Annotated in this window: 20 protein-coding genes; 10 read left to right on the top strand and 10 right to left on the bottom strand. The window is 62.7% G+C overall.

Annotation, left to right across the window (positions count from 1 at the left end; translation table 11 throughout):
• Positions 1 to 254 precede the first annotated feature (254 nt).
• The 3 genes from bfr to VK804_RS20910 all read right to left on the bottom strand — a co-directional run bounded on the left by bfr (position 255) and on the right by VK804_RS20910 (position 1,626).
• Positions 255 to 743 carry a bacterioferritin gene (bfr, locus tag VK804_RS20920; RefSeq protein ID WP_325373758.1) on the bottom strand — a complete coding sequence of 163 codons (489 nt, stop codon included), beginning with the start codon at positions 741 to 743 and terminating at the stop codon, positions 255 to 257.
• A gap of 140 nt (positions 744 to 883) precedes the next feature.
• Complete coding sequence (locus VK804_RS20915; RefSeq protein WP_325373756.1) at positions 884 to 1,147, bottom strand: (2Fe-2S)-binding protein; 264 nt, start codon at positions 1,145 to 1,147, stop codon at positions 884 to 886.
• Between the two features lie 194 nt (positions 1,148 to 1,341).
• Positions 1,342 to 1,626 carry a hypothetical protein gene (locus VK804_RS20910; RefSeq protein WP_325373754.1) on the bottom strand — a complete coding sequence of 95 codons (285 nt, stop codon included), beginning with the start codon at positions 1,624 to 1,626 and terminating at the stop codon, positions 1,342 to 1,344.
• A 191-nt stretch (positions 1,627 to 1,817) separates the two neighbouring features.
• Here VK804_RS20910 and VK804_RS20905 point away from each other — a divergent pair, with 191 nt between their 5' ends.
• Positions 1,818 to 2,138 (top strand): hypothetical protein, encoded by a 321-nt coding sequence (locus VK804_RS20905; RefSeq protein ID WP_325373752.1) that lies wholly within the window; start codon positions 1,818 to 1,820, stop codon positions 2,136 to 2,138.
• A gap of 210 nt (positions 2,139 to 2,348) precedes the next feature.
• A complete protein-coding gene (locus VK804_RS20900; protein ID WP_325373750.1) occupies positions 2,349 to 2,618 on the top strand; it encodes a hypothetical protein in 270 nt (89 codons plus the stop codon).
• A 69-nt stretch (positions 2,619 to 2,687) separates the two neighbouring features.
• Here VK804_RS20900 and VK804_RS20895 read toward each other — a convergent pair whose 3' ends face one another.
• On the bottom strand, positions 2,688 to 3,896 hold the full coding sequence (locus tag VK804_RS20895) for a lytic murein transglycosylase (RefSeq protein WP_325373759.1): 1,209 nt from the start codon (positions 3,894 to 3,896) through the stop codon (positions 2,688 to 2,690).
• Between the two features lie 88 nt (positions 3,897 to 3,984).
• Here VK804_RS20895 and VK804_RS20890 point away from each other — a divergent pair, with 88 nt between their 5' ends.
• The 3 genes from VK804_RS20890 to VK804_RS20880 all read left to right on the top strand — a co-directional run bounded on the left by VK804_RS20890 (position 3,985) and on the right by VK804_RS20880 (position 5,848).
• Positions 3,985 to 4,287 carry a BrnT family toxin gene (locus tag VK804_RS20890; RefSeq protein ID WP_325373748.1) on the top strand — a complete coding sequence of 101 codons (303 nt, stop codon included), beginning with the start codon at positions 3,985 to 3,987 and terminating at the stop codon, positions 4,285 to 4,287.
• Positions 4,271 to 4,531: a BrnA antitoxin family protein gene (locus tag VK804_RS20885; protein ID WP_325373746.1), complete on the top strand. Its 261-nt coding sequence runs from the start codon at positions 4,271 to 4,273 to the stop codon at positions 4,529 to 4,531. Before VK804_RS20890 ends, VK804_RS20885 begins: the two co-directional genes overlap by 17 nt.
• Before the next feature lie 96 nt (positions 4,532 to 4,627).
• Entirely contained in the window at positions 4,628 to 5,848 is a 1,221-nt protein-coding gene (locus VK804_RS20880; protein ID WP_325373744.1) for a toll/interleukin-1 receptor domain-containing protein, read from the top strand.
• Here VK804_RS20880 and ettA read toward each other — a convergent pair.
• A complete protein-coding gene (gene ettA / locus VK804_RS20875; protein WP_325373742.1) occupies positions 5,808 to 7,460 on the bottom strand; it encodes an energy-dependent translational throttle protein EttA in 1,653 nt (550 codons plus the stop codon). The two genes, VK804_RS20880 and ettA, sit on opposite strands and share 41 nt — an antisense overlap.
• 255 nt (positions 7,461 to 7,715) lie before the next feature.
• Here ettA and VK804_RS20870 point away from each other — a divergent pair, with 255 nt between their 5' ends.
• Together VK804_RS20870 and VK804_RS20865 are read left to right on the top strand one after the other, a co-directional pair.
• Positions 7,716 to 7,973: a hypothetical protein gene (locus tag VK804_RS20870; RefSeq protein WP_325373740.1), complete on the top strand. Its 258-nt coding sequence runs from the start codon at positions 7,716 to 7,718 to the stop codon at positions 7,971 to 7,973.
• Positions 7,974 to 8,098: 125 nt separating this feature from the next.
• A complete protein-coding gene (locus VK804_RS20865; protein ID WP_325373738.1) occupies positions 8,099 to 9,058 on the top strand; it encodes a D-2-hydroxyacid dehydrogenase family protein in 960 nt (319 codons plus the stop codon).
• Positions 9,059 to 9,117: 59 nt separating this feature from the next.
• Here the strand turns inward: VK804_RS20865 and VK804_RS20860 are convergent, their stop codons facing one another.
• Positions 9,118 to 10,350, bottom strand: coding sequence for a L,D-transpeptidase (locus VK804_RS20860; RefSeq protein ID WP_325373736.1), 1,233 nt, complete (start codon positions 10,348 to 10,350; stop codon positions 9,118 to 9,120).
• 67 nt (positions 10,351 to 10,417) lie between these two features.
• Positions 10,418 to 10,606: a hypothetical protein gene (locus VK804_RS20855; protein WP_325373734.1), complete on the bottom strand. Its 189-nt coding sequence runs from the start codon at positions 10,604 to 10,606 to the stop codon at positions 10,418 to 10,420.
• A 126-nt stretch (positions 10,607 to 10,732) separates the two neighbouring features.
• Between VK804_RS20855 and VK804_RS20850 the strand changes: the two genes are divergently transcribed.
• On the top strand, positions 10,733 to 11,578 hold the full coding sequence (locus tag VK804_RS20850) for a hypothetical protein (RefSeq protein WP_325373732.1): 846 nt from the start codon (positions 10,733 to 10,735) through the stop codon (positions 11,576 to 11,578).
• Positions 11,579 to 11,597: 19 nt separating this feature from the next.
• Here the strand turns inward: VK804_RS20850 and sseA are convergent, their stop codons facing one another.
• From sseA to VK804_RS20835, 3 genes are all read right to left on the bottom strand, one after another.
• Entirely contained in the window at positions 11,598 to 12,455 is an 858-nt protein-coding gene (sseA, locus tag VK804_RS20845; RefSeq protein WP_325373730.1) for a 3-mercaptopyruvate sulfurtransferase, read from the bottom strand.
• 185 nt (positions 12,456 to 12,640) lie between these two features.
• Positions 12,641 to 13,057 carry a rhodanese-like domain-containing protein gene (locus VK804_RS20840; protein WP_325373728.1) on the bottom strand — a complete coding sequence of 139 codons (417 nt, stop codon included), beginning with the start codon at positions 13,055 to 13,057 and terminating at the stop codon, positions 12,641 to 12,643.
• Between the two features lie 176 nt (positions 13,058 to 13,233).
• Positions 13,234 to 14,409, bottom strand: coding sequence for a VWA domain-containing protein (locus VK804_RS20835; RefSeq protein ID WP_325373726.1), 1,176 nt, complete (start codon positions 14,407 to 14,409; stop codon positions 13,234 to 13,236).
• Here VK804_RS20835 and VK804_RS20830 point away from each other — a divergent pair.
• Both VK804_RS20830 and VK804_RS20825 read left to right on the top strand, forming a co-directional pair.
• Entirely contained in the window at positions 14,408 to 14,578 is a 171-nt protein-coding gene (locus VK804_RS20830) for a hypothetical protein (protein ID WP_325373724.1), read from the top strand. The two genes, VK804_RS20835 and VK804_RS20830, sit on opposite strands and share 2 nt — an antisense overlap.
• 67 nt (positions 14,579 to 14,645) lie before the next feature.
• On the top strand, positions 14,646 to 15,157 hold a 512-nt coding region (locus VK804_RS20825), incomplete at its 3' end, for a MoxR family ATPase (RefSeq protein ID WP_325373722.1).

The following is a 15,157-nucleotide window of genomic DNA, read 5'->3' as shown; positions in this document are numbered from 1 at the left end:
GGAATTTGACGCTGACCATGGCTTCGTCCTTTTCACGGGCAAGCCACCAGGGGGCTCACCGACGTTGAACCGGAGCGAAGCTTGGCAGCAATTATTTAAGCGCGTCTTAAACTTAAGATTTAACCGTGACTGTTAACCGGTCGCGGCACGGACGCACCAAGTCGCGCGCTGACGAAGCGCAACCGCAGTTCCAAATTAGCAATTTGCTAACGCTTGCGGCCGCCAAGTCCTTGCGACCAAGAGGCCGCGGCGCGTCAGTCCTTGTCGTCGTCGAGCTCACCGATATGGTGCTGGGCGTAAAGCTCGAGCCCGAGCTTGGCGACCAGGTCGAGCTGGGTTTCGAGGAAGTCGATGTGCTCCTCCTCGTCCTTCATCAGGCGCTCGAACAGATCGCGCGAAACGTAATCCTTGACGCCGTGGCAGTAGGTCGCCGCTTCCTGGTAGAGCGCGCGCGCCGCCAGCTCGGAGGCCAGATCGCAATCGATGATTTCCTTGACGTTCTGGCCGATCCGCAGGGGATCGAGCACCTGCATGTTGGGAAAGCCGTCGAGGAACAGGATGCGGTCGGTGAACTTGTCGGCGTGTTCCATCTCCTCGATGGATTCCTTGCGCCAAACCTTGGCCATCTCCAGCAGGCCCCAATTGTTCAGCAGCCGATAGTGCAGCCAATACTGATTGATGGCGGTAAGCTCGCTACGCAGGCCCTTGTTGAGATATTCGATGACTTTTGCGTCGCCCTGCATGATGCACTCCGGTGGTTGCAGCCAAAACAGGTCGGCTTCAACTTATTTAGAACGTTTCTAAATCAGATCGGGGAGCAGAGCAAGCCTCGCGGCAAAAGGCGAGCCGGGAAATCCAATACCGAAATTCGAGGAATTGATCTTCAGGAGGCGGCGAGCGAGAAATCGCCGTGGACGGGCTGATGTTTCGCAGTCTGGTTGTGCGGACATCCGGAATGGCAGGCCTTGGCGCAGGCGCCGAGCGCCTCATCGATAATGGTCTTGATGGTGCGCGCGCAGCGGCCGCACTCGGCACTGCAGCCAAGACAGCCGTAGATCTGCTTTGCATTGCGTGGAAGGTCTTCCGAGGCGCTGACGGCGTTGCGGACATCGTCGTCGCTGAGGACGTTACAGGAACATACGATCATGGAAACGGAAGAGCCCTTCGGTGATGCCTGACCATCGAGATATTTAAGACCGCGGCGGGATGCAAAGGGAAAAACCGACTTTTCAATCGATTCCAAATTGGTTCGAGGCCGCCCGGGAAGCACCCTGGAATGAATCTAAGAAATCGCGCTTGCGATGGATCAAATAGCTGATCTTTCCCGCTCGCCGAAGGCCGTCAGTCGCCTCCTCCACCTCCGCCGTCGCCGCCACCACCAGCGTCGCAGCTTCCCCCGCTATCGCCTCCGCCAGAGTCAGCCGCATGGCCGCAACCGTCGGTCGCCGCATCTTGCCCATCGCCCCAGTTGAAGAGGCTCCAGCCACCGGCGGCGGCATAGTCGGCGCTGCCGCTTGAGGAGACGTCGGCGGACGACCGGCGATTGCGCCTGCCGTTCTCCAGGCGCGTCATCAGCACAAAGCAAAGCAGCGTCGTGCCGGCGACCGCGATTCCAACGGTTGCCATCGCGTTCATTCCCGGCTTCCCTCGCGCCCCATTGACATCAAATTGTGCACCGCAAAAGCCATTGGCCCTCCGCCATTATTGGTCGCCAAATGTGGCGGCCCCGTTCATTGATCATTCAAGCGAAGTGTGGAACTTTCTGCCCGACGGATCGCTGTATCTGCTGTTCTCCTGCTCAATGAAAGGTGAAGCCCATGAGGAAGACATTGATGGCACTGGCTGCCATTGCCACCCTGGCCGTTTCGGCCGTGGCGGTGCCCGCGCCTGCCCATGCGCAGCGCGGCTTCGGCGCGGCCGTGGCCGGCGGACTGATCGGCGGCGCTATCGTCGGCGGCGCGCTGGCCTCCCCCTATTATTATGGCCCCGGCTACGGCTATTACGGACCCGGCTACGGCTATTATGGCGGTCCGGCCTATGTCGGCGGTCCCGGTTACGCTGGCGACTGCTACTGGCAGCAGCAGCGTTTCTGGGACGGCTACGCCTGGCGGTTCCGCCGCGTGCGGGTCTGCGGCTGAGGCCGTTCATCTTCCTTAAAACCAGCCGTTTTGGGGAAGCTTTCGAAAATTGGCCTTAAAAAACCTTTTTTTCGGCCCACCAGCCTACGCGCGTTTACTTTCGGTTGACCGTTGTGCGCTTTTTTAGCGAGACGATCAGCTTCGAAAAGCGTGTGAGTTACCTTAACCCCGGCGCTGACTGAAGGCGCCACCTCCAGGAGAGCTCGAGACATGAACAAGACATTAGCTGCCTTCGTCGCGGTCGCAACGATCGCCGGTTCGCTGACCGCGACGCCGGCGAGCGCACAGCGTTACCTCGGCGCAGCTGTAGCCGGTGGAATCATCGGCGGCGCGATCGTCGGTGGCGCAGTTGCCGCCAGCCGTCCGGCCCCGGTGTATGTGGAAGAGGCGCCGCCCCCGCCCCCCGGCTGCTACTGGCAGCGTCAGCGTTTCTGGGATGGTTACGAGTGGCGTTTCCGCCGCATCCAAATCTGCAACTGATCTGACCGGCGTTTGGTCCGCCGCGCCTTGATCCAAACCCGGCCGATGCTTCGGCCGGGTTTTTCTTTTTCACCGTGCCGCGTTGATCGAACGCAGCACCGCCTCGCTCGGCCAGCAATCGACCTTGAGGCCCGCCGATTTCTGGTAGGCGCCGAGCGCCGCACGGGTCTGCATCCCGGCCTTGCCGTCCAGCTTGTCCTTGTAGAGGCCGATGCGCGTCAGCCCGCGCTGCATCGCCTCGACGTCGGCGCTGCGCAGCTGGGTGGATGCCGACCACGGCGTCGCGAACGGTTGCGGGCTCAGCATGCGGTCGGCGAGATGGCCGACGAACAGCACGTAGAGATCGGAGAAATTGTATTCCTTGATGACGAAATAATTTTTCGTGGTCAGGAATGCGGGACCGTAAATGCCTTCCGGCTGCAGCAGCGAGGCCGGCTCTGCCTGCTCGGCCGCGCTCAGTTTCTGCCCGCGCACCGGCACGAAACCATCGCGCAGCCACTCGCCGATCGGTTTTGTCACCTCCGGCACGCCCAGGGTGCAATCGACGTTGGCGGGCGGGCGCACTTCATAGGCCCAGCGCAAGCCCGGCTGCCAACCCTTGTTGACGAGTTGCGCGGCGGCGGAGGCCAGCGCATCCGGCACCGAATGCCAGATGTCGACCCGGCCGTCGCCGTCGAAATCGACGCCGTGCTGATAGAATTCCGACGGCAGAAACTGGGTGAGGCCGACGGCGCCGCCCCACGATGCACGCAGATCCTTGCGTGTCACCACGCCGTCGCCGAGCATCTTCAGCGCCAGGATGAATTCGCCTCGATATTGATCCTTGCGCCGGCCGACATAGGCCTGCGTCGCCAGCACCCGCACGGCATCGTAAGGCAACGTATAGCGGCCGTAATCGGTTTCGCGGCCCCAGATCGCCAGCACAATGGTGGCAGGGACGCCGAAGCGCGCCTCGATCCCGTTCAGCGCCGGGCGATATTTCGCCAGCAGCCGCTGCCCCTCCTCGGCCAGCCGCGCGATGCTGGCTTCCTTGATGTAATCGGCGGGCACCTGAACGAATTCGGCCTGCGACGGCGCGCCGGTCGCGGGACGTCCGGGCAGGATCAGGTCGGGCAACTTGTAGTCCGGATCGAGACCGCGCGTCTCGGCATCGAAAGTCGCGCGCGAGACGCCAGCGGCTTGCGCTTCCGGCCAGAGCGAGGCGATGAATTGGGTGAAGCCGGCGTCTGCGGCGCCGGCGGGAGAAAACAGCAATCCAAAAGCAAGCAGAAGCGCCATCACCAAGACGAGGCGGCCGGACAGCTCTCGAATCTCAATCCTGTCTTGCATCAGTTTTACAATATTGTATATTATGATAATATACAATATGATTGACCTTAAGCGGATTACTGGCTTCGACTGGGACGATGGTAACAGCCGAAAGAGTGCGGACAAGCACGGCGTCGGCCAAGCCGAAGCGGAACAGGTGTTTCTGAATACACCGCTTCTACTGCTGCACGACCTCGGTCATAGCGCGTCTGAACAGCGATACCATGCTTACGGAAAGACACATGCAGGTCGCCTTCTGCAGATCGCCTTCACGTTGAGGCAGGAAGCAACCCTGGTTCGGATTATTTCAGTACGTCCGATGAGCGCGAAGGAGCGTACACGCTATGCCGAAGAAACTTAAACAAGTCCCCAAATTTGCCAACGAGTCCCAGGAACGTTCTTTTTGGGAGTCGCACGATACTGCGGACTATTTCGACCTCAGCAAGGCCGTCCCGGTACGCTTCCCAAATCTGAAGCCATCAACCACAGCCATCTCGTTGCGGCTGCCTGTAAGCCTGCTGGAACAGATCAAGATCGCTGCGAACAAGCGCGACGTGCCGTATCAGTCGCTGATCAAGATGTGGCTGGCAGAGAAGGTGGAGTAACAGCACCCGGCAAACCGGCGGCGTTGCGCCGGCCTTGTCGCGAGCAAATCCCTAGCCAGTTGTCAAAAATCAATTTCCGGTGGTACTTTGAACGCCATGCGGATTTTCCTGTCATTTCCATCCGAACTCGAATCGGCGGCTGACCAGATCGCGCAGTCGCTCCGCAACCGCGATTACGACGTATTTTTTTCGCACGACGATCTTCCGCCCGGCGACAGCTTCGACACGCGCGTGGAGTCCGCGATATCGAAGAGCGACTTCATGGTGTTCCTGATAAGCCCGCAATCCGTCACCAGGGGAAGGTATACGCTGACCGAAATGGGATTTGCCCGCAGCAAGTGGCCAAATCCGAGCATGCGCGTGCTGCCGGTGATGGCAGTCCCCACGCCGCTCGAAAACGTCCCGAACTATCTGAAGGCCGTCACCATTCTCGAACCGGAAGGAAGCATGGCGGCCGAGGTACGCGCGGCCGTGGATCGCATGCTCAGCGAATTACCGGCGAAGAACCCCTCGAGCGACAGATCATTGATGCTGGTCCTTGCGGCAATGGCCCTTGTGTCCGCGATCGGCAGTTATCTGGCAACGACCTACTCGCCTGATGCCCTGACGTTTTCCTTTGTCAACTCGGTAGGCGCCAAGGCAGCAATTCTGCCGGGCGTGTTGTTCGGCGGCGTTGTGGCAACTTGCAACGCCATTTTCGGGCTACGCGACCGATTCCAGCTGGCGCTTGTCGTCATTATCACGGCGGTAGCCTGGATTGTCGCCTTTGACACGAGCGCAACAACAATGGGGCTGCTCAATCAATATTCCAAAACCATCGCACCTGATAACAGCACCGTGGACACCTCGAACACCAGCGGCTCGGATACGTCTGTTAGCGGCACCGCTTCGGATACGACCAGTAAAAGCAACGCTTCGGATGCCTCGTCGCCGGTGGGAGGAAGCAGCGCCGATACTGCGACGACCACAAGCACGCCAATCACTCCGACGACCGCATACCTTGGGAACGACCCCGCGGCGGTCTACTTCGTTGGCCTTGTCGGCGGCGCCGTGGGGGGCGCCATCACCATTCTGGGACTGCTTATTACCAATCCCTCGTTCAGAAGATTGGAAAGCGTCATGGTCTGTTGGGCGACGGCGGCGGTGGCCGGGGCGCTTTTCGGGATGGTTCAGTCCTTTTTCGCTCTCTTTGTCGTCTGGCAGATCGCCGTCATTCTTGCGATCTTCCACGGATTTTCCACGACAACCGCACAAGTCCCTCAATGGATCGCGAAGCTCATCGCGTCAGCTTCTTATATTTCACGCGGTGCGGAATGACGGAATCCTGCCCCAGCCTGCGCATCTTGTCCTTCTCATAGTCCTGGAAATTGCCTTCGAACCATTCGACATGGCTGTCGCCTTCGAAGGCCAGCATGTGGGTGGCGATACGGTCGAGGAACCAGCGGTCGTGGCTGATGATCACGGCGCAGCCGGCGAAATCCTCCAGCGCTTCTTCCAGCGCGCGCAGGGTATCGACGTCGAGATCGTTGGTCGGCTCGTCGAGCAGCAGGAGATTGGCGCCGGATTTGAGCATCTTGGCCAGATGCACGCGGTTGCGCTCGCCGCCCGATAGCGCGCCGACCTTCTTCTGCTGGTCGGCGCCCTTGAAATTGAACGAGGAGCAATAGCCGCGCGAATTGACCTCGCGCTTGCCGAGCAGAATGAGTTCGTTGCCGCCGGAAATCTCCTCCCACACGGTCTTCTTGCCGTCGAGCGAATCGCGCGACTGGTCGACGTAGCCGAGATGCACGCTCTCGCCGACCGCGATGGTGCCCTTGTCCGCCTTGTCCTGCCCGGTGATCATCCGGAACAGCGTGGTCTTGCCGGCGCCGTTGGGGCCGATCACGCCGACGATGCCGCCGGGCGGCAGTTTGAACGTCAGGTCATCGATCAACAGATTGTCGCCAAATCCCTTGGTCAGGCCCTCGAAATCCACCACGTTCTGGCCGAGCCGCTCGGCCACGGGAATCGTGATCTGCGCGGTCTGGGTCTGCTTCTCGCTCGCGAGTTTCAGCAGCTCCTCGTAGCGCTGGTAGCGCGCCTTGGATTTGGCCTGGCGCGCCTTGGGCGAGGCCGCGATCCATTCCTGCTCGCGCGCCAAGGTGCGCTGATGGGCGGCATCCTCGCGGCCCTCCTGCTCGAGCCGCTTCTGCTTCTGCACCAGCCAAGACGAATAATTGCCCTCGTAGGGAATACCCTTGCCGCGGTCGAGTTCGAGAATCCAGCTGGTGACGTTGTCGAGGAAATAGCGGTCATGGGTGACGATCAGGATGGCGCCGGGATAGTTGCGCAAATGGCCTTCCAGCCATGACACCGATTCGGCGTCGAGATGGTTGGTCGGCTCGTCGAGCAGCAGCAGATCCGGCTGGTCGAGCAGCAGCTTGCACAGCGCGACGCGGCGGCGTTCGCCGCCGGAGAGTTTGGTCACGTCGGAATCGTCGGGCGGACAGCGCAGCGCGTCCATCGCCTGATCGACCTTGCTGTCGAGATCCCAAAGCCCCGCGGCCTCGATCTCGTCCTGCAGTTTGGTCATCTCGTCGGCGGTCTCGTCGGAATAATTCATCGCCAGCTCGTTGTAGCGATCGAGGATCGCCTTCTGCTTGGCCACCCCGAGCATGACGTTTTCGCGCACGCTTTTACTGGCATCGAGCTGCGGCTCCTGTTCGAGGTAGCCGACGCGGGCGCCCTCGGCGACCCAGGCTTCGCCGTTATATTCCTTGTCGAGGCCGGCCATGATCCGCAGCAGCGTCGATTTGCCCGAGCCGTTGACGCCGAGCACGCCGATCTTGGCGTCCGGGTAGAACGACAGATGGACGTTATCTAAAACCTTGCGGTTGGGTGGGTAGGTCTTGGACAAACCCTTCATGAAATAGACGAACTGGCGCGCCATCGCGTTTCCTGGAAAGCCGGGGATTTTTCGGAGATTTACTGGCGCTGATGTAGCGGCGCGGCCCCCAAAGGGCAACCGCACCCGCGATGTTTTCCATCCGTTCTCCCGGATCATTACGGGATGGTCACCATGTGTGCGCCAGATCACGACAATTGAAACCTTCTTTTAATAAATCAGGCCAAAACTCGTTTTCAGCGCACTAACAGGCGCACCCAAGGCGGCACAAGCCGCGGGTGAAAACAGAGCAGGCCGGTCATGACAACCATCACTTCAGAGTCGTTTTCCGCCACAGCGACCAACCGGGACGGACAGTCCGGCCTCGTCGCTGGATTCCGGGCCTTCCTGCGCCAGTTCTTCATAAGGGCGTTCGACCCCTACCGACCGGAGCTGCATTACATGCGCGGTCCGGGCCCGGCCTGGCGCGCCAAGCACAAGGCGGTTTCGCCCGCGGTGCAATCCATGCTCGTCGAAATCCGGGCCGCGAAGGCGCAGAGGTCGCCCGCCCACTCATAGCAGCCACCGCTTCCCGCGCGCGCTTTTCGGGCTGCCGGCGCTTGCGCGCCCGCCAATTGCGCGCAACCATGACCGCCTCCTGGGCGGCATTCCCAAGCCGTCATCACCCCCGAGGCGGATTTCCCATGACGCGGCTGCGCTGTGCAATTCTCGATGACTATATGAACCTGACGCCGGGTTTGGCGGACTGGTCGAAGATCGCCGACCGCGTCGACATAAAGGTCTTCAACCAGCCCTTTGCCTCGACGGAGGCCGCGGCCTCAGCGCTTGCGGATTTCGAGATCATCTGCGCGATGCGCGAGCGCACGCCGTTTCCGCATGCGCTGTTTGCGGCGCTGCCCAAGCTGAAATTGCTGATCACCTCGGGCATGCGCAACGCCGCGATCGATATGGAGGCTGCCAAGGAGCACCAGGTGGTGCTGTGCGGGACGCAATTTGCGCGCGATCCCACCGCGCCCCTGACCCTGGGGCTGATCCTGGAACTGACCCGCAATATCGGCCGCGAGAACGCGCGCATGCACGCCGGCGAACCCTTGCAGAAATATGTCGGCATGGAGATCGAGGGCAAGACGCTCGGCATCATCGGCCTCGGCAAGTTGGGAGCCAAGGTGTCGGGGCTGGCGAAGGCGTTCGGCATGAACGTAATCGCCTGGAGCCCGAACCTGACGGCCGAGCGCTGCAAGGAAGTCGGCGTCGGTTACGCCAGCAAGGAGGAATTGTTCGCAACCGCCGACATCATCACCGTCCATGTGGTGCTGAGCCAGCGTTCGCGTGGCCTTGTCGGCGCCGCCGACCTGGCGCGGATGAAGCCGACCAGTTTTCTCGTCAATACCGCGCGCGGGCCGATCGTCGACGAGGCGGCGCTGTTGGAAACCCTGAAAGCGCGCCGCATCGCCGGCGCCGCGGTCGACGTGTTCTCGGTCGAGCCGCTGCCGGTCGAGCACCCGTTCCGCAAGCTCGACAACATCGTGCTGACGCCGCATCTCGGCTACGTCACCGAGGAGAGCTTTCGCAACCACTACGGCCAAATGGTCGAGGGCATCGACGCCTGGTTCAAGGGCGAGACGCTGCGAAGACTGGCGTGATAGCAAAAAGGGCGCCGCAAGGGCGCCCTTCCCGATGACGTTCGTACCAATCGCAACGCTTATCGCACCGTCACCGGCGGGGGTAGCGGCGGCACCACGGTCGGCTGGGTGCCGGGGACGGGGCCCGACATCTGCGCCGGTGCCGGGCCGACGCCGGCATTCGGGCCCGGGATCGGCGCCGCCGAGGCGGTCGTCGTCGACAGCGGCGGCGGCCCGCCGGGAAGCACGACCACGCGGGTGCCGACCTTGACGCGGTCGAACAGGTCGGAGACATCCTCGTTCAGCATGCCGATGCAACCCGAGGAGACGAACTTGCCGATCGTCGAAGGCTGGTTGGTGCCGTGAATGCGATAGACCGTATTGCCGAGATACATCGCGCGCGCGCCCAAGGGATTGCCGGGGCCGCCGGCCATGAAGCGCGGCAGATAGGGCTGGCGATCGATCATCTCCGGCGGCGGATGCCAATCCGGCCATTCGGCCTTGCGGGTGATCTTCTGCACGCCGGTCCAGGTGAAGCCGTCGCGGCCGACGCGGACGCCGTAGCGGATCGCGCGGCCGCCGCCCAGCACGTAGTAGAGATAGGTGTTCGGGGTATCGACGATCAGCGTTCCCGCTGGCTCCTTGGTGGTCAACGCGACTTCCTGCCGTCGCAGGTTCTGCGGCAGTTGCGCCGGACCGGCCTCGGGCTGTTCATCCGGCGGCAGCGCGGACAAAACCATCGGCTTGCCGTCGGCGCCGATCGGCGCGGGCTGTACCGATCCCGTGACATTGCCACCAGGCCCCACACCCTCCGGCGGACGCGGGGCGCCGTCGCGGGCGGGATCGCCGTTGCCGCGGTCGGAATAGATCACCTGCGGCGGACCGTCAGGGCGGCCGTAGCGGGGATCATCGGGCGACAGGATCGGACCCGTCGGCGGACCACGATCGGTGTAGACCGGACGGGCGTTATCGGGGCGGCCGTAGCGGGGATCGTCAGGCGAAAGGATCGGACCGGTAGGCGCGCCGCGATCGGTATAGACCGGACGGCCGTAACGCGGATCGTCGGGGGACAGCACTGGGCCGGGCGGCGACAGCCCGGGTGGCCCCTCGTCATCCTCGAGCGAGTCGAAATCCGGCGCGCCCGGACCGCGCCGATACTCGGGCGGATATCCGCCGGGCGGATAAGGCGGCGGCGCCGCCGAATAAATCGGACCGGGCGGGACCGGATACCCCTGTTGCGCCTGCGCAAGCGCGGTTCCTGCCGCGCCAGCCGCCACGGCAGCACAAATCGTCAGAATGCGTTTGATCATCATCGCCCTTGTATAGTCCCCAGGCCGACACCGGACCGTTAACGGCAGGTGCCTCAAGATAGCGGCGCATTCAAGACAAATCAGGCCAATTCAGGCCAGATTCCAGCATTTTATCGTGATCCCGGCGCACCGTTGCAACCAAGCCGCACTCCTTAAGGAAACGCATTTCCGCCGCCGGAGGCGCGACCGCGCCGTCGATTTTTAACAAGCGCCGGGAATCCGTTGCGGTATTCTCAAACCAGCCTGATTCGCTGCGCACTGGTGGGGTCCGATGCGCGCGAACGCGGCCAATTCAGTGATCACCGCGTTCCCAGATGCTCACGGGCCTTCGCCTAACCCGTGCCAGGGCGGAATTTGCCTCTCCATGCTCCCCGGCTTTCGTTTCTTGTTCGCCGCGATCGTGCTGTCGATGTCGATACTGGTCTTCGGACTTGGCGCGGCGGCGCTGTTGCGTGCTGCCCACGAGCAATTTGCCAGCAACCCGTCGTGGCGCGCCGCGCCCGAGGCGACGTTTGCGCAGCAAGCCGAAGCGACAAGGCCGGTGCTGGCGTTGCTGCGGGTCGAGCCGCCGGCCGCACCACAAAAGCAATCGGATCATGTTCCCGCCGTCGCGGCACCGGTCGAGCAAGACACCAATCTCCCGACGCCGGCCGCACAAGCTTCGGCTGCATCAGCGCCGGCCGAGACCGGCCAGGTCGCCGCGCTGAAGCCGGAGGAGACCCCATCGCCGGAGGTCGCCAGGTCCGCAAATCCTGCTCCGGAAAGTCCGGCACCAAGCGAGGCGGCAGCGGCGCAACCCGATGCGCCGGCTTCCGCCGACATCCCCAAGCCCGCAGCGTCCGACCCCGATAAGGCGGCTCCCGCCCCCGACAAGGTTGCCTCGACCGAACAGGTCTCGCCGCCGGCGCCGGATTTGCCGCCGCCGGCCAATGTCACCCCGATTGCTTCCGAGCCGGCCGCAGCCGTGCAAGCAAGCACACCGGCTCCGGCGGAGCCTGATGCCGCCTCGACGAAGATCGCTACGCTCGGCGGCCCAACGGTCGTCGTCGAAACGCCAACGCCGGCGAAGGCCACCGGCGAAAGGCACGAGGACCGCGACGCCATCAAGAAGCGCCAGCAGGCCCGACGCGCGGCGCAGCGGCGCCGACTGGCGGCGCGGGCGCGACTGGCGGCGCGGCAGGCGCCACAGCAGACCAACCCGTTCGCTCAGCCGCCAACGCCGGCCCGCTAAATCCTGAATTCCCTGGCGATCAGGCCGGACCGGTAGCAACCGGCGGCCCGTCGGGCAGGCCCCATTCCGACCACGAGCCGTCATACAGCGCGCTGCCGCGCACGCCGAGACGATACAGCGCCAAGGTCAGCACCAGCGCCGAGACGCCGGAGCCGCAAGTCGTCACGATCGGTTTTGCCATATCGACGCCGGCGTCCCCAAAAATCCGGCGCAGCTCTTCCAGCGGCTTCATCGCGCCGGTCGCGGCGTCGAACAGTCCGGCGTAGGGGACGCTGCGGCTGCCCGGGATGTGACCGCCGCGCAGGCCGGCGCGCGGCTCGGCTGCGGTGCCTTCGAAACGCGGCCGCGGCCGCGCATCGACCACCTGCTCGGCATGCGTCGCGAGATTGCCGACCAGTTGCTGCTGGCTGCGAATAGAGGCGGCATCGAATTTGGCCTGGAATTTTCCGGGCTTCGCCGTGACGTTGCCGGAATGGGTGGGTCGGCCCTCGCGCAGCCATTTCTTCAGGCCGCCGTCGAGCACCCTGACATCGCGATGGCCGAACGACAGGAACATCCACCACGCCCGCGGCGCGGCGACCCAGCCGCCTGAATCATAGGCGACGACGGTGTCGCCATTGGAAATGCCGAGTGCTGCAACATCGCGCGCGAACTGATCGGCGCTCGGGAACATATGCGGTCGCGCATCCCTGTGATCGGCGATGGCGTCGACGTCGAAAAACACCGCGCCCGGCAGATGCACGGCCCGGTAATCGTCCGCGGGCAGCGGCAGCACGCCGGGCAATTTGGAGGACGCGTCGATGATCCTGACCTTGGGATCGTCGATATGGGCGGCGAGCCAATCGGTGGAGACAAGCGGATCGTCGGTCGGTGTCATTTTGGTTTCCGATGCTTCATTGGACCTCGGTCCGATGGTTTCCGTCGCCCTTCGAGGCCTTCGCTTCGCTACGGCACCTCAGGGTGACGGAAACTGGAAGGCGTCATCCCCGAGTGAGCGCTAGTGCGCTCATCCGGGAGGTGCGAGCACTTCGCGAACCTCGAAGGATGGCGCCGGTGGTGCGGCTATCCCTTCGGCTTCTTCGGCTCGACCTTCTCGACCGGGCCGCCGGCGTCGCGCCAGGCGGCAAAGCCACCTCCCATATGGGCGACCGGCTTCAGGCCCATGTCCTGCGCGGTCTTCGCCGCCAGCGCCGAACGCATGCCGCCGGCGCAATGAAAGATGAATTTCTTGTCCTGCTGGAAGATCGGCTTGGCATAGGGGCTTGCCGGATCGATCCAGAATTCCAGCATGCCGCGGGTGCAGGAGAACGCGCCGGGAATCTTGCCCTCGCGCTCGATCTCGCGGGGATCGCGGATGTCGACGATCACCACGTCGTCATTGTGCGCGATCTTGATGGCGTCGGCGGCGGCGACGGTTTCGATCTCGGCATTGGCCTCGTCGATCAGCGCCTTGATGCCGGTGTGGATGGTCTGGGGCATTTTTGCTGTACCTCCCAAAATATCGAAAACAACCCCATGCAAAGTAGCCTGCCGGGGATGGTCCCAACGGGTCGGCGCTTGCGCCGCCCGATGACAGCTCCGGACCAGACCCGGAATCTGGATTCACTACATCGAGATTCCGGGTTCGCGCTATGCGCGCCCCGGAATGACGACAACTACCGCACCAGTTCCTTCATCGCGCCCTCCAGGCCCTCGATGGTAATCGGGAACATGCGCTGTGAAAACAGCCGGCGGATGATGGTGGTGGATTCCGAATAGTCCCAGTGCCGCTGTGCGACCGGATTGAGCCACACCGAATGCGGATAGGTCCTGACGATGCGATCGAGCCAGACCGAACCGGCTTCCTCATTGACATGCTCGACCGAACCGCCGGGCACCATGATCTCGTAAGGCGACATCGAGGCGTCGCCGACGAACACCACCTTGTAGTCGTGCGGATACTTATGCAGCACGTCCCAGGTCGGCGTCCGATCGGTGAAGCGGCGCTTGTTCTGTTTCCAGACGCCTTCATAAAGGCAGTTGTGGAAGTAGAAATATTCCATGTGCTTGAATTCGGTCTTCGCCGCCGAGAACAACTCCTCGACCTGCTCGATATGCGAATCCATCGAGCCGCCGATGTCGAAGAACACCAGCACCTTGACCGCGTTGCGCCGTTCGGGGCGCATCACGACGTCGAGATAGCCGTGGTTGGCGGTCTCCCGGATCGTGGTGTCGAGATCGAGTTCGTCGGGCGCGCCGGTGCGGGCGAACTTGCGCAGGCGGCGGAGCGCGATCTTGATGTTGCGGATGCCGAGCTCGACATTGCCGTCGAGATCCCTGAATTCGCGGCGGTCCCACACCTTCACCGCGCGATTGTTGCGGTTCTTCTCCTGGCCGATCCGGATGCCTTCGGGGTTATAGCCGTGCGCGCCGAACGGCGAGGTGCCTGCGGTGCCGATCCACTTGCTGCCGCCCTGGTGCCGGCCCTTCTGCTCCTTCAGGCGCTGGCGCAAGGTCTCCATCAGCTTGTCCCAGCCCATCGCCTCGATCTGCTTCTTCTCCTCTTCAGTGAGGTATTTCTCCGCGAGCTTCTTCAGCCATTCGGCGGGAATGTCCGCCTTCTCCATGGCGTCGAGCAGGCTTTCCAGCCCCTTGAACACGGTGCCGAACACGCGGTCGAACTTGTCGAGATTGCGCTCGTCCTTCACCAGCGCCGCGCGCGAAAGGTAGTAGAAATTCTCCACCGTCTGCTCGGCGAGGTCGGCGTCGAGCGCCTCCATCAGCGTCAGATATTCGCGCAAGGTCACCGGGACCTGCGCGTCGCGCAGCGATGTGAAGAATTGCAGGAACATGGCTGAACAGATTGCCCGCCGCACCACGAACGTCAAGGGCTCATGCTGCAATGCCCTGCCGCTAAAACACCCCGCCGACAGCTGGACCTGCCCGGTTTTTCAACTAGAATTGGGTCCCGAAGGCTTCAATCCCCGCAACGATCGCTTGAATCTGGTGTTGGGACGCTGACCGTCGTTCCTGCACGAGCCAAAGCGCACCCTTGCGCCCAAGCACAAGACAAAAGGCAAATTGCTCGATGAAATTTACCGGTACCAAGGACTACGTCGCCACCGATGACCTCAAGATCGCGGTCAACGCCTCGATCGTGCTGGAGCGCCCGCTCCTGATCAAGGGCGAGCCCGGCACCGGCAAGACCGTGCTGGCCGAGGAAGTCGCCAAGGCGATCGGCGCGCCGCTGTTGACCTGGCACATCAAGTCTACCACCAAGGCCCAGCAGGGCCTCTACGAATATGACGCGGTATCGCGCTTGCGCGACAGCCAGCTCGGCGACGCCAGGGTTTCCGACATCAGCAACTACATCAAGCGCGGAAAGCTGTGGGATGCCTTTACCCATGACAAGCGCCCGGTGCTTCTGATCGACGAAATCGACAAGGCCGATATCGAGTTTCCCAACGATCTGCTGCTCGAACTCGATCGCATGGAATTTTATGTCTATGAGACGCGCGAGACAGTGCGCGCCAAACAGCGGCCGATCGTGATTATCACTTCCAATAACGAAAAGGAATTACCCGACGCCTTCCTGCGCCG

Source organism: Bradyrhizobium sp. (assembly GCF_035484855.1).
In the GTDB taxonomy this organism is placed as follows: Bacteria; Pseudomonadota; Alphaproteobacteria; order Rhizobiales; family Xanthobacteraceae; genus Bradyrhizobium.
This window is presented reverse-complemented; position numbering and strand designations above follow the sequence as displayed.

What these genes read in the sequence shown, in the direction of transcription:
- VK804_RS20840 (WP_325373728.1), bottom strand. Translation starts at nt 13,057, where the DNA reads ATGCCCCAGACCATCCACACCGGCATCAAGGCGCTGATCGACGAGGCC.
- VK804_RS20835 (WP_325373726.1), bottom strand. Translation starts at nt 14,409, where the DNA reads ATGTTCCTGCAATTCTTCACATCGCTGCGCGACGCGCAGGTCCCGGTG.
- VK804_RS20895 (WP_325373759.1), bottom strand. Translation starts at nt 3,896, where the DNA reads ATGGCGCTTCTGCTTGCTTTTGGATTGCTGTTTTCTCCCGCCGGCGCC.
- VK804_RS20870 (WP_325373740.1), top strand. Translation starts at nt 7,716, where the DNA reads ATGACAACCATCACTTCAGAGTCGTTTTCCGCCACAGCGACCAACCGG.
- VK804_RS20865 (WP_325373738.1), top strand. Translation starts at nt 8,099, where the DNA reads ATGACGCGGCTGCGCTGTGCAATTCTCGATGACTATATGAACCTGACG.
- VK804_RS20880 (WP_325373744.1), top strand. Translation starts at nt 4,628, where the DNA reads ATGCGGATTTTCCTGTCATTTCCATCCGAACTCGAATCGGCGGCTGAC.
- bfr (WP_325373758.1), bottom strand. Translation starts at nt 743, where the DNA reads ATGCAGGGCGACGCAAAAGTCATCGAATATCTCAACAAGGGCCTGCGT.
- VK804_RS20900 (WP_325373750.1), top strand. Translation starts at nt 2,349, where the DNA reads ATGAACAAGACATTAGCTGCCTTCGTCGCGGTCGCAACGATCGCCGGT.
- VK804_RS20830 (WP_325373724.1), top strand. Translation starts at nt 14,408, where the DNA reads ATGGCTGAACAGATTGCCCGCCGCACCACGAACGTCAAGGGCTCATGC.
- VK804_RS20885 (WP_325373746.1), top strand. Translation starts at nt 4,271, where the DNA reads ATGCCGAAGAAACTTAAACAAGTCCCCAAATTTGCCAACGAGTCCCAG.
- VK804_RS20910 (WP_325373754.1), bottom strand. Translation starts at nt 1,626, where the DNA reads ATGGCAACCGTTGGAATCGCGGTCGCCGGCACGACGCTGCTTTGCTTT.
- ettA (WP_325373742.1), bottom strand. Translation starts at nt 7,460, where the DNA reads ATGGCGCGCCAGTTCGTCTATTTCATGAAGGGTTTGTCCAAGACCTAC.
- VK804_RS20905 (WP_325373752.1), top strand. Translation starts at nt 1,818, where the DNA reads ATGAGGAAGACATTGATGGCACTGGCTGCCATTGCCACCCTGGCCGTT.
- VK804_RS20890 (WP_325373748.1), top strand. Translation starts at nt 3,985, where the DNA reads ATGATTGACCTTAAGCGGATTACTGGCTTCGACTGGGACGATGGTAAC.
- VK804_RS20915 (WP_325373756.1), bottom strand. Translation starts at nt 1,147, where the DNA reads ATGATCGTATGTTCCTGTAACGTCCTCAGCGACGACGATGTCCGCAAC.
- sseA (WP_325373730.1), bottom strand. Translation starts at nt 12,455, where the DNA reads ATGACACCGACCGACGATCCGCTTGTCTCCACCGATTGGCTCGCCGCC.
- VK804_RS20860 (WP_325373736.1), bottom strand. Translation starts at nt 10,350, where the DNA reads ATGATGATCAAACGCATTCTGACGATTTGTGCTGCCGTGGCGGCTGGC.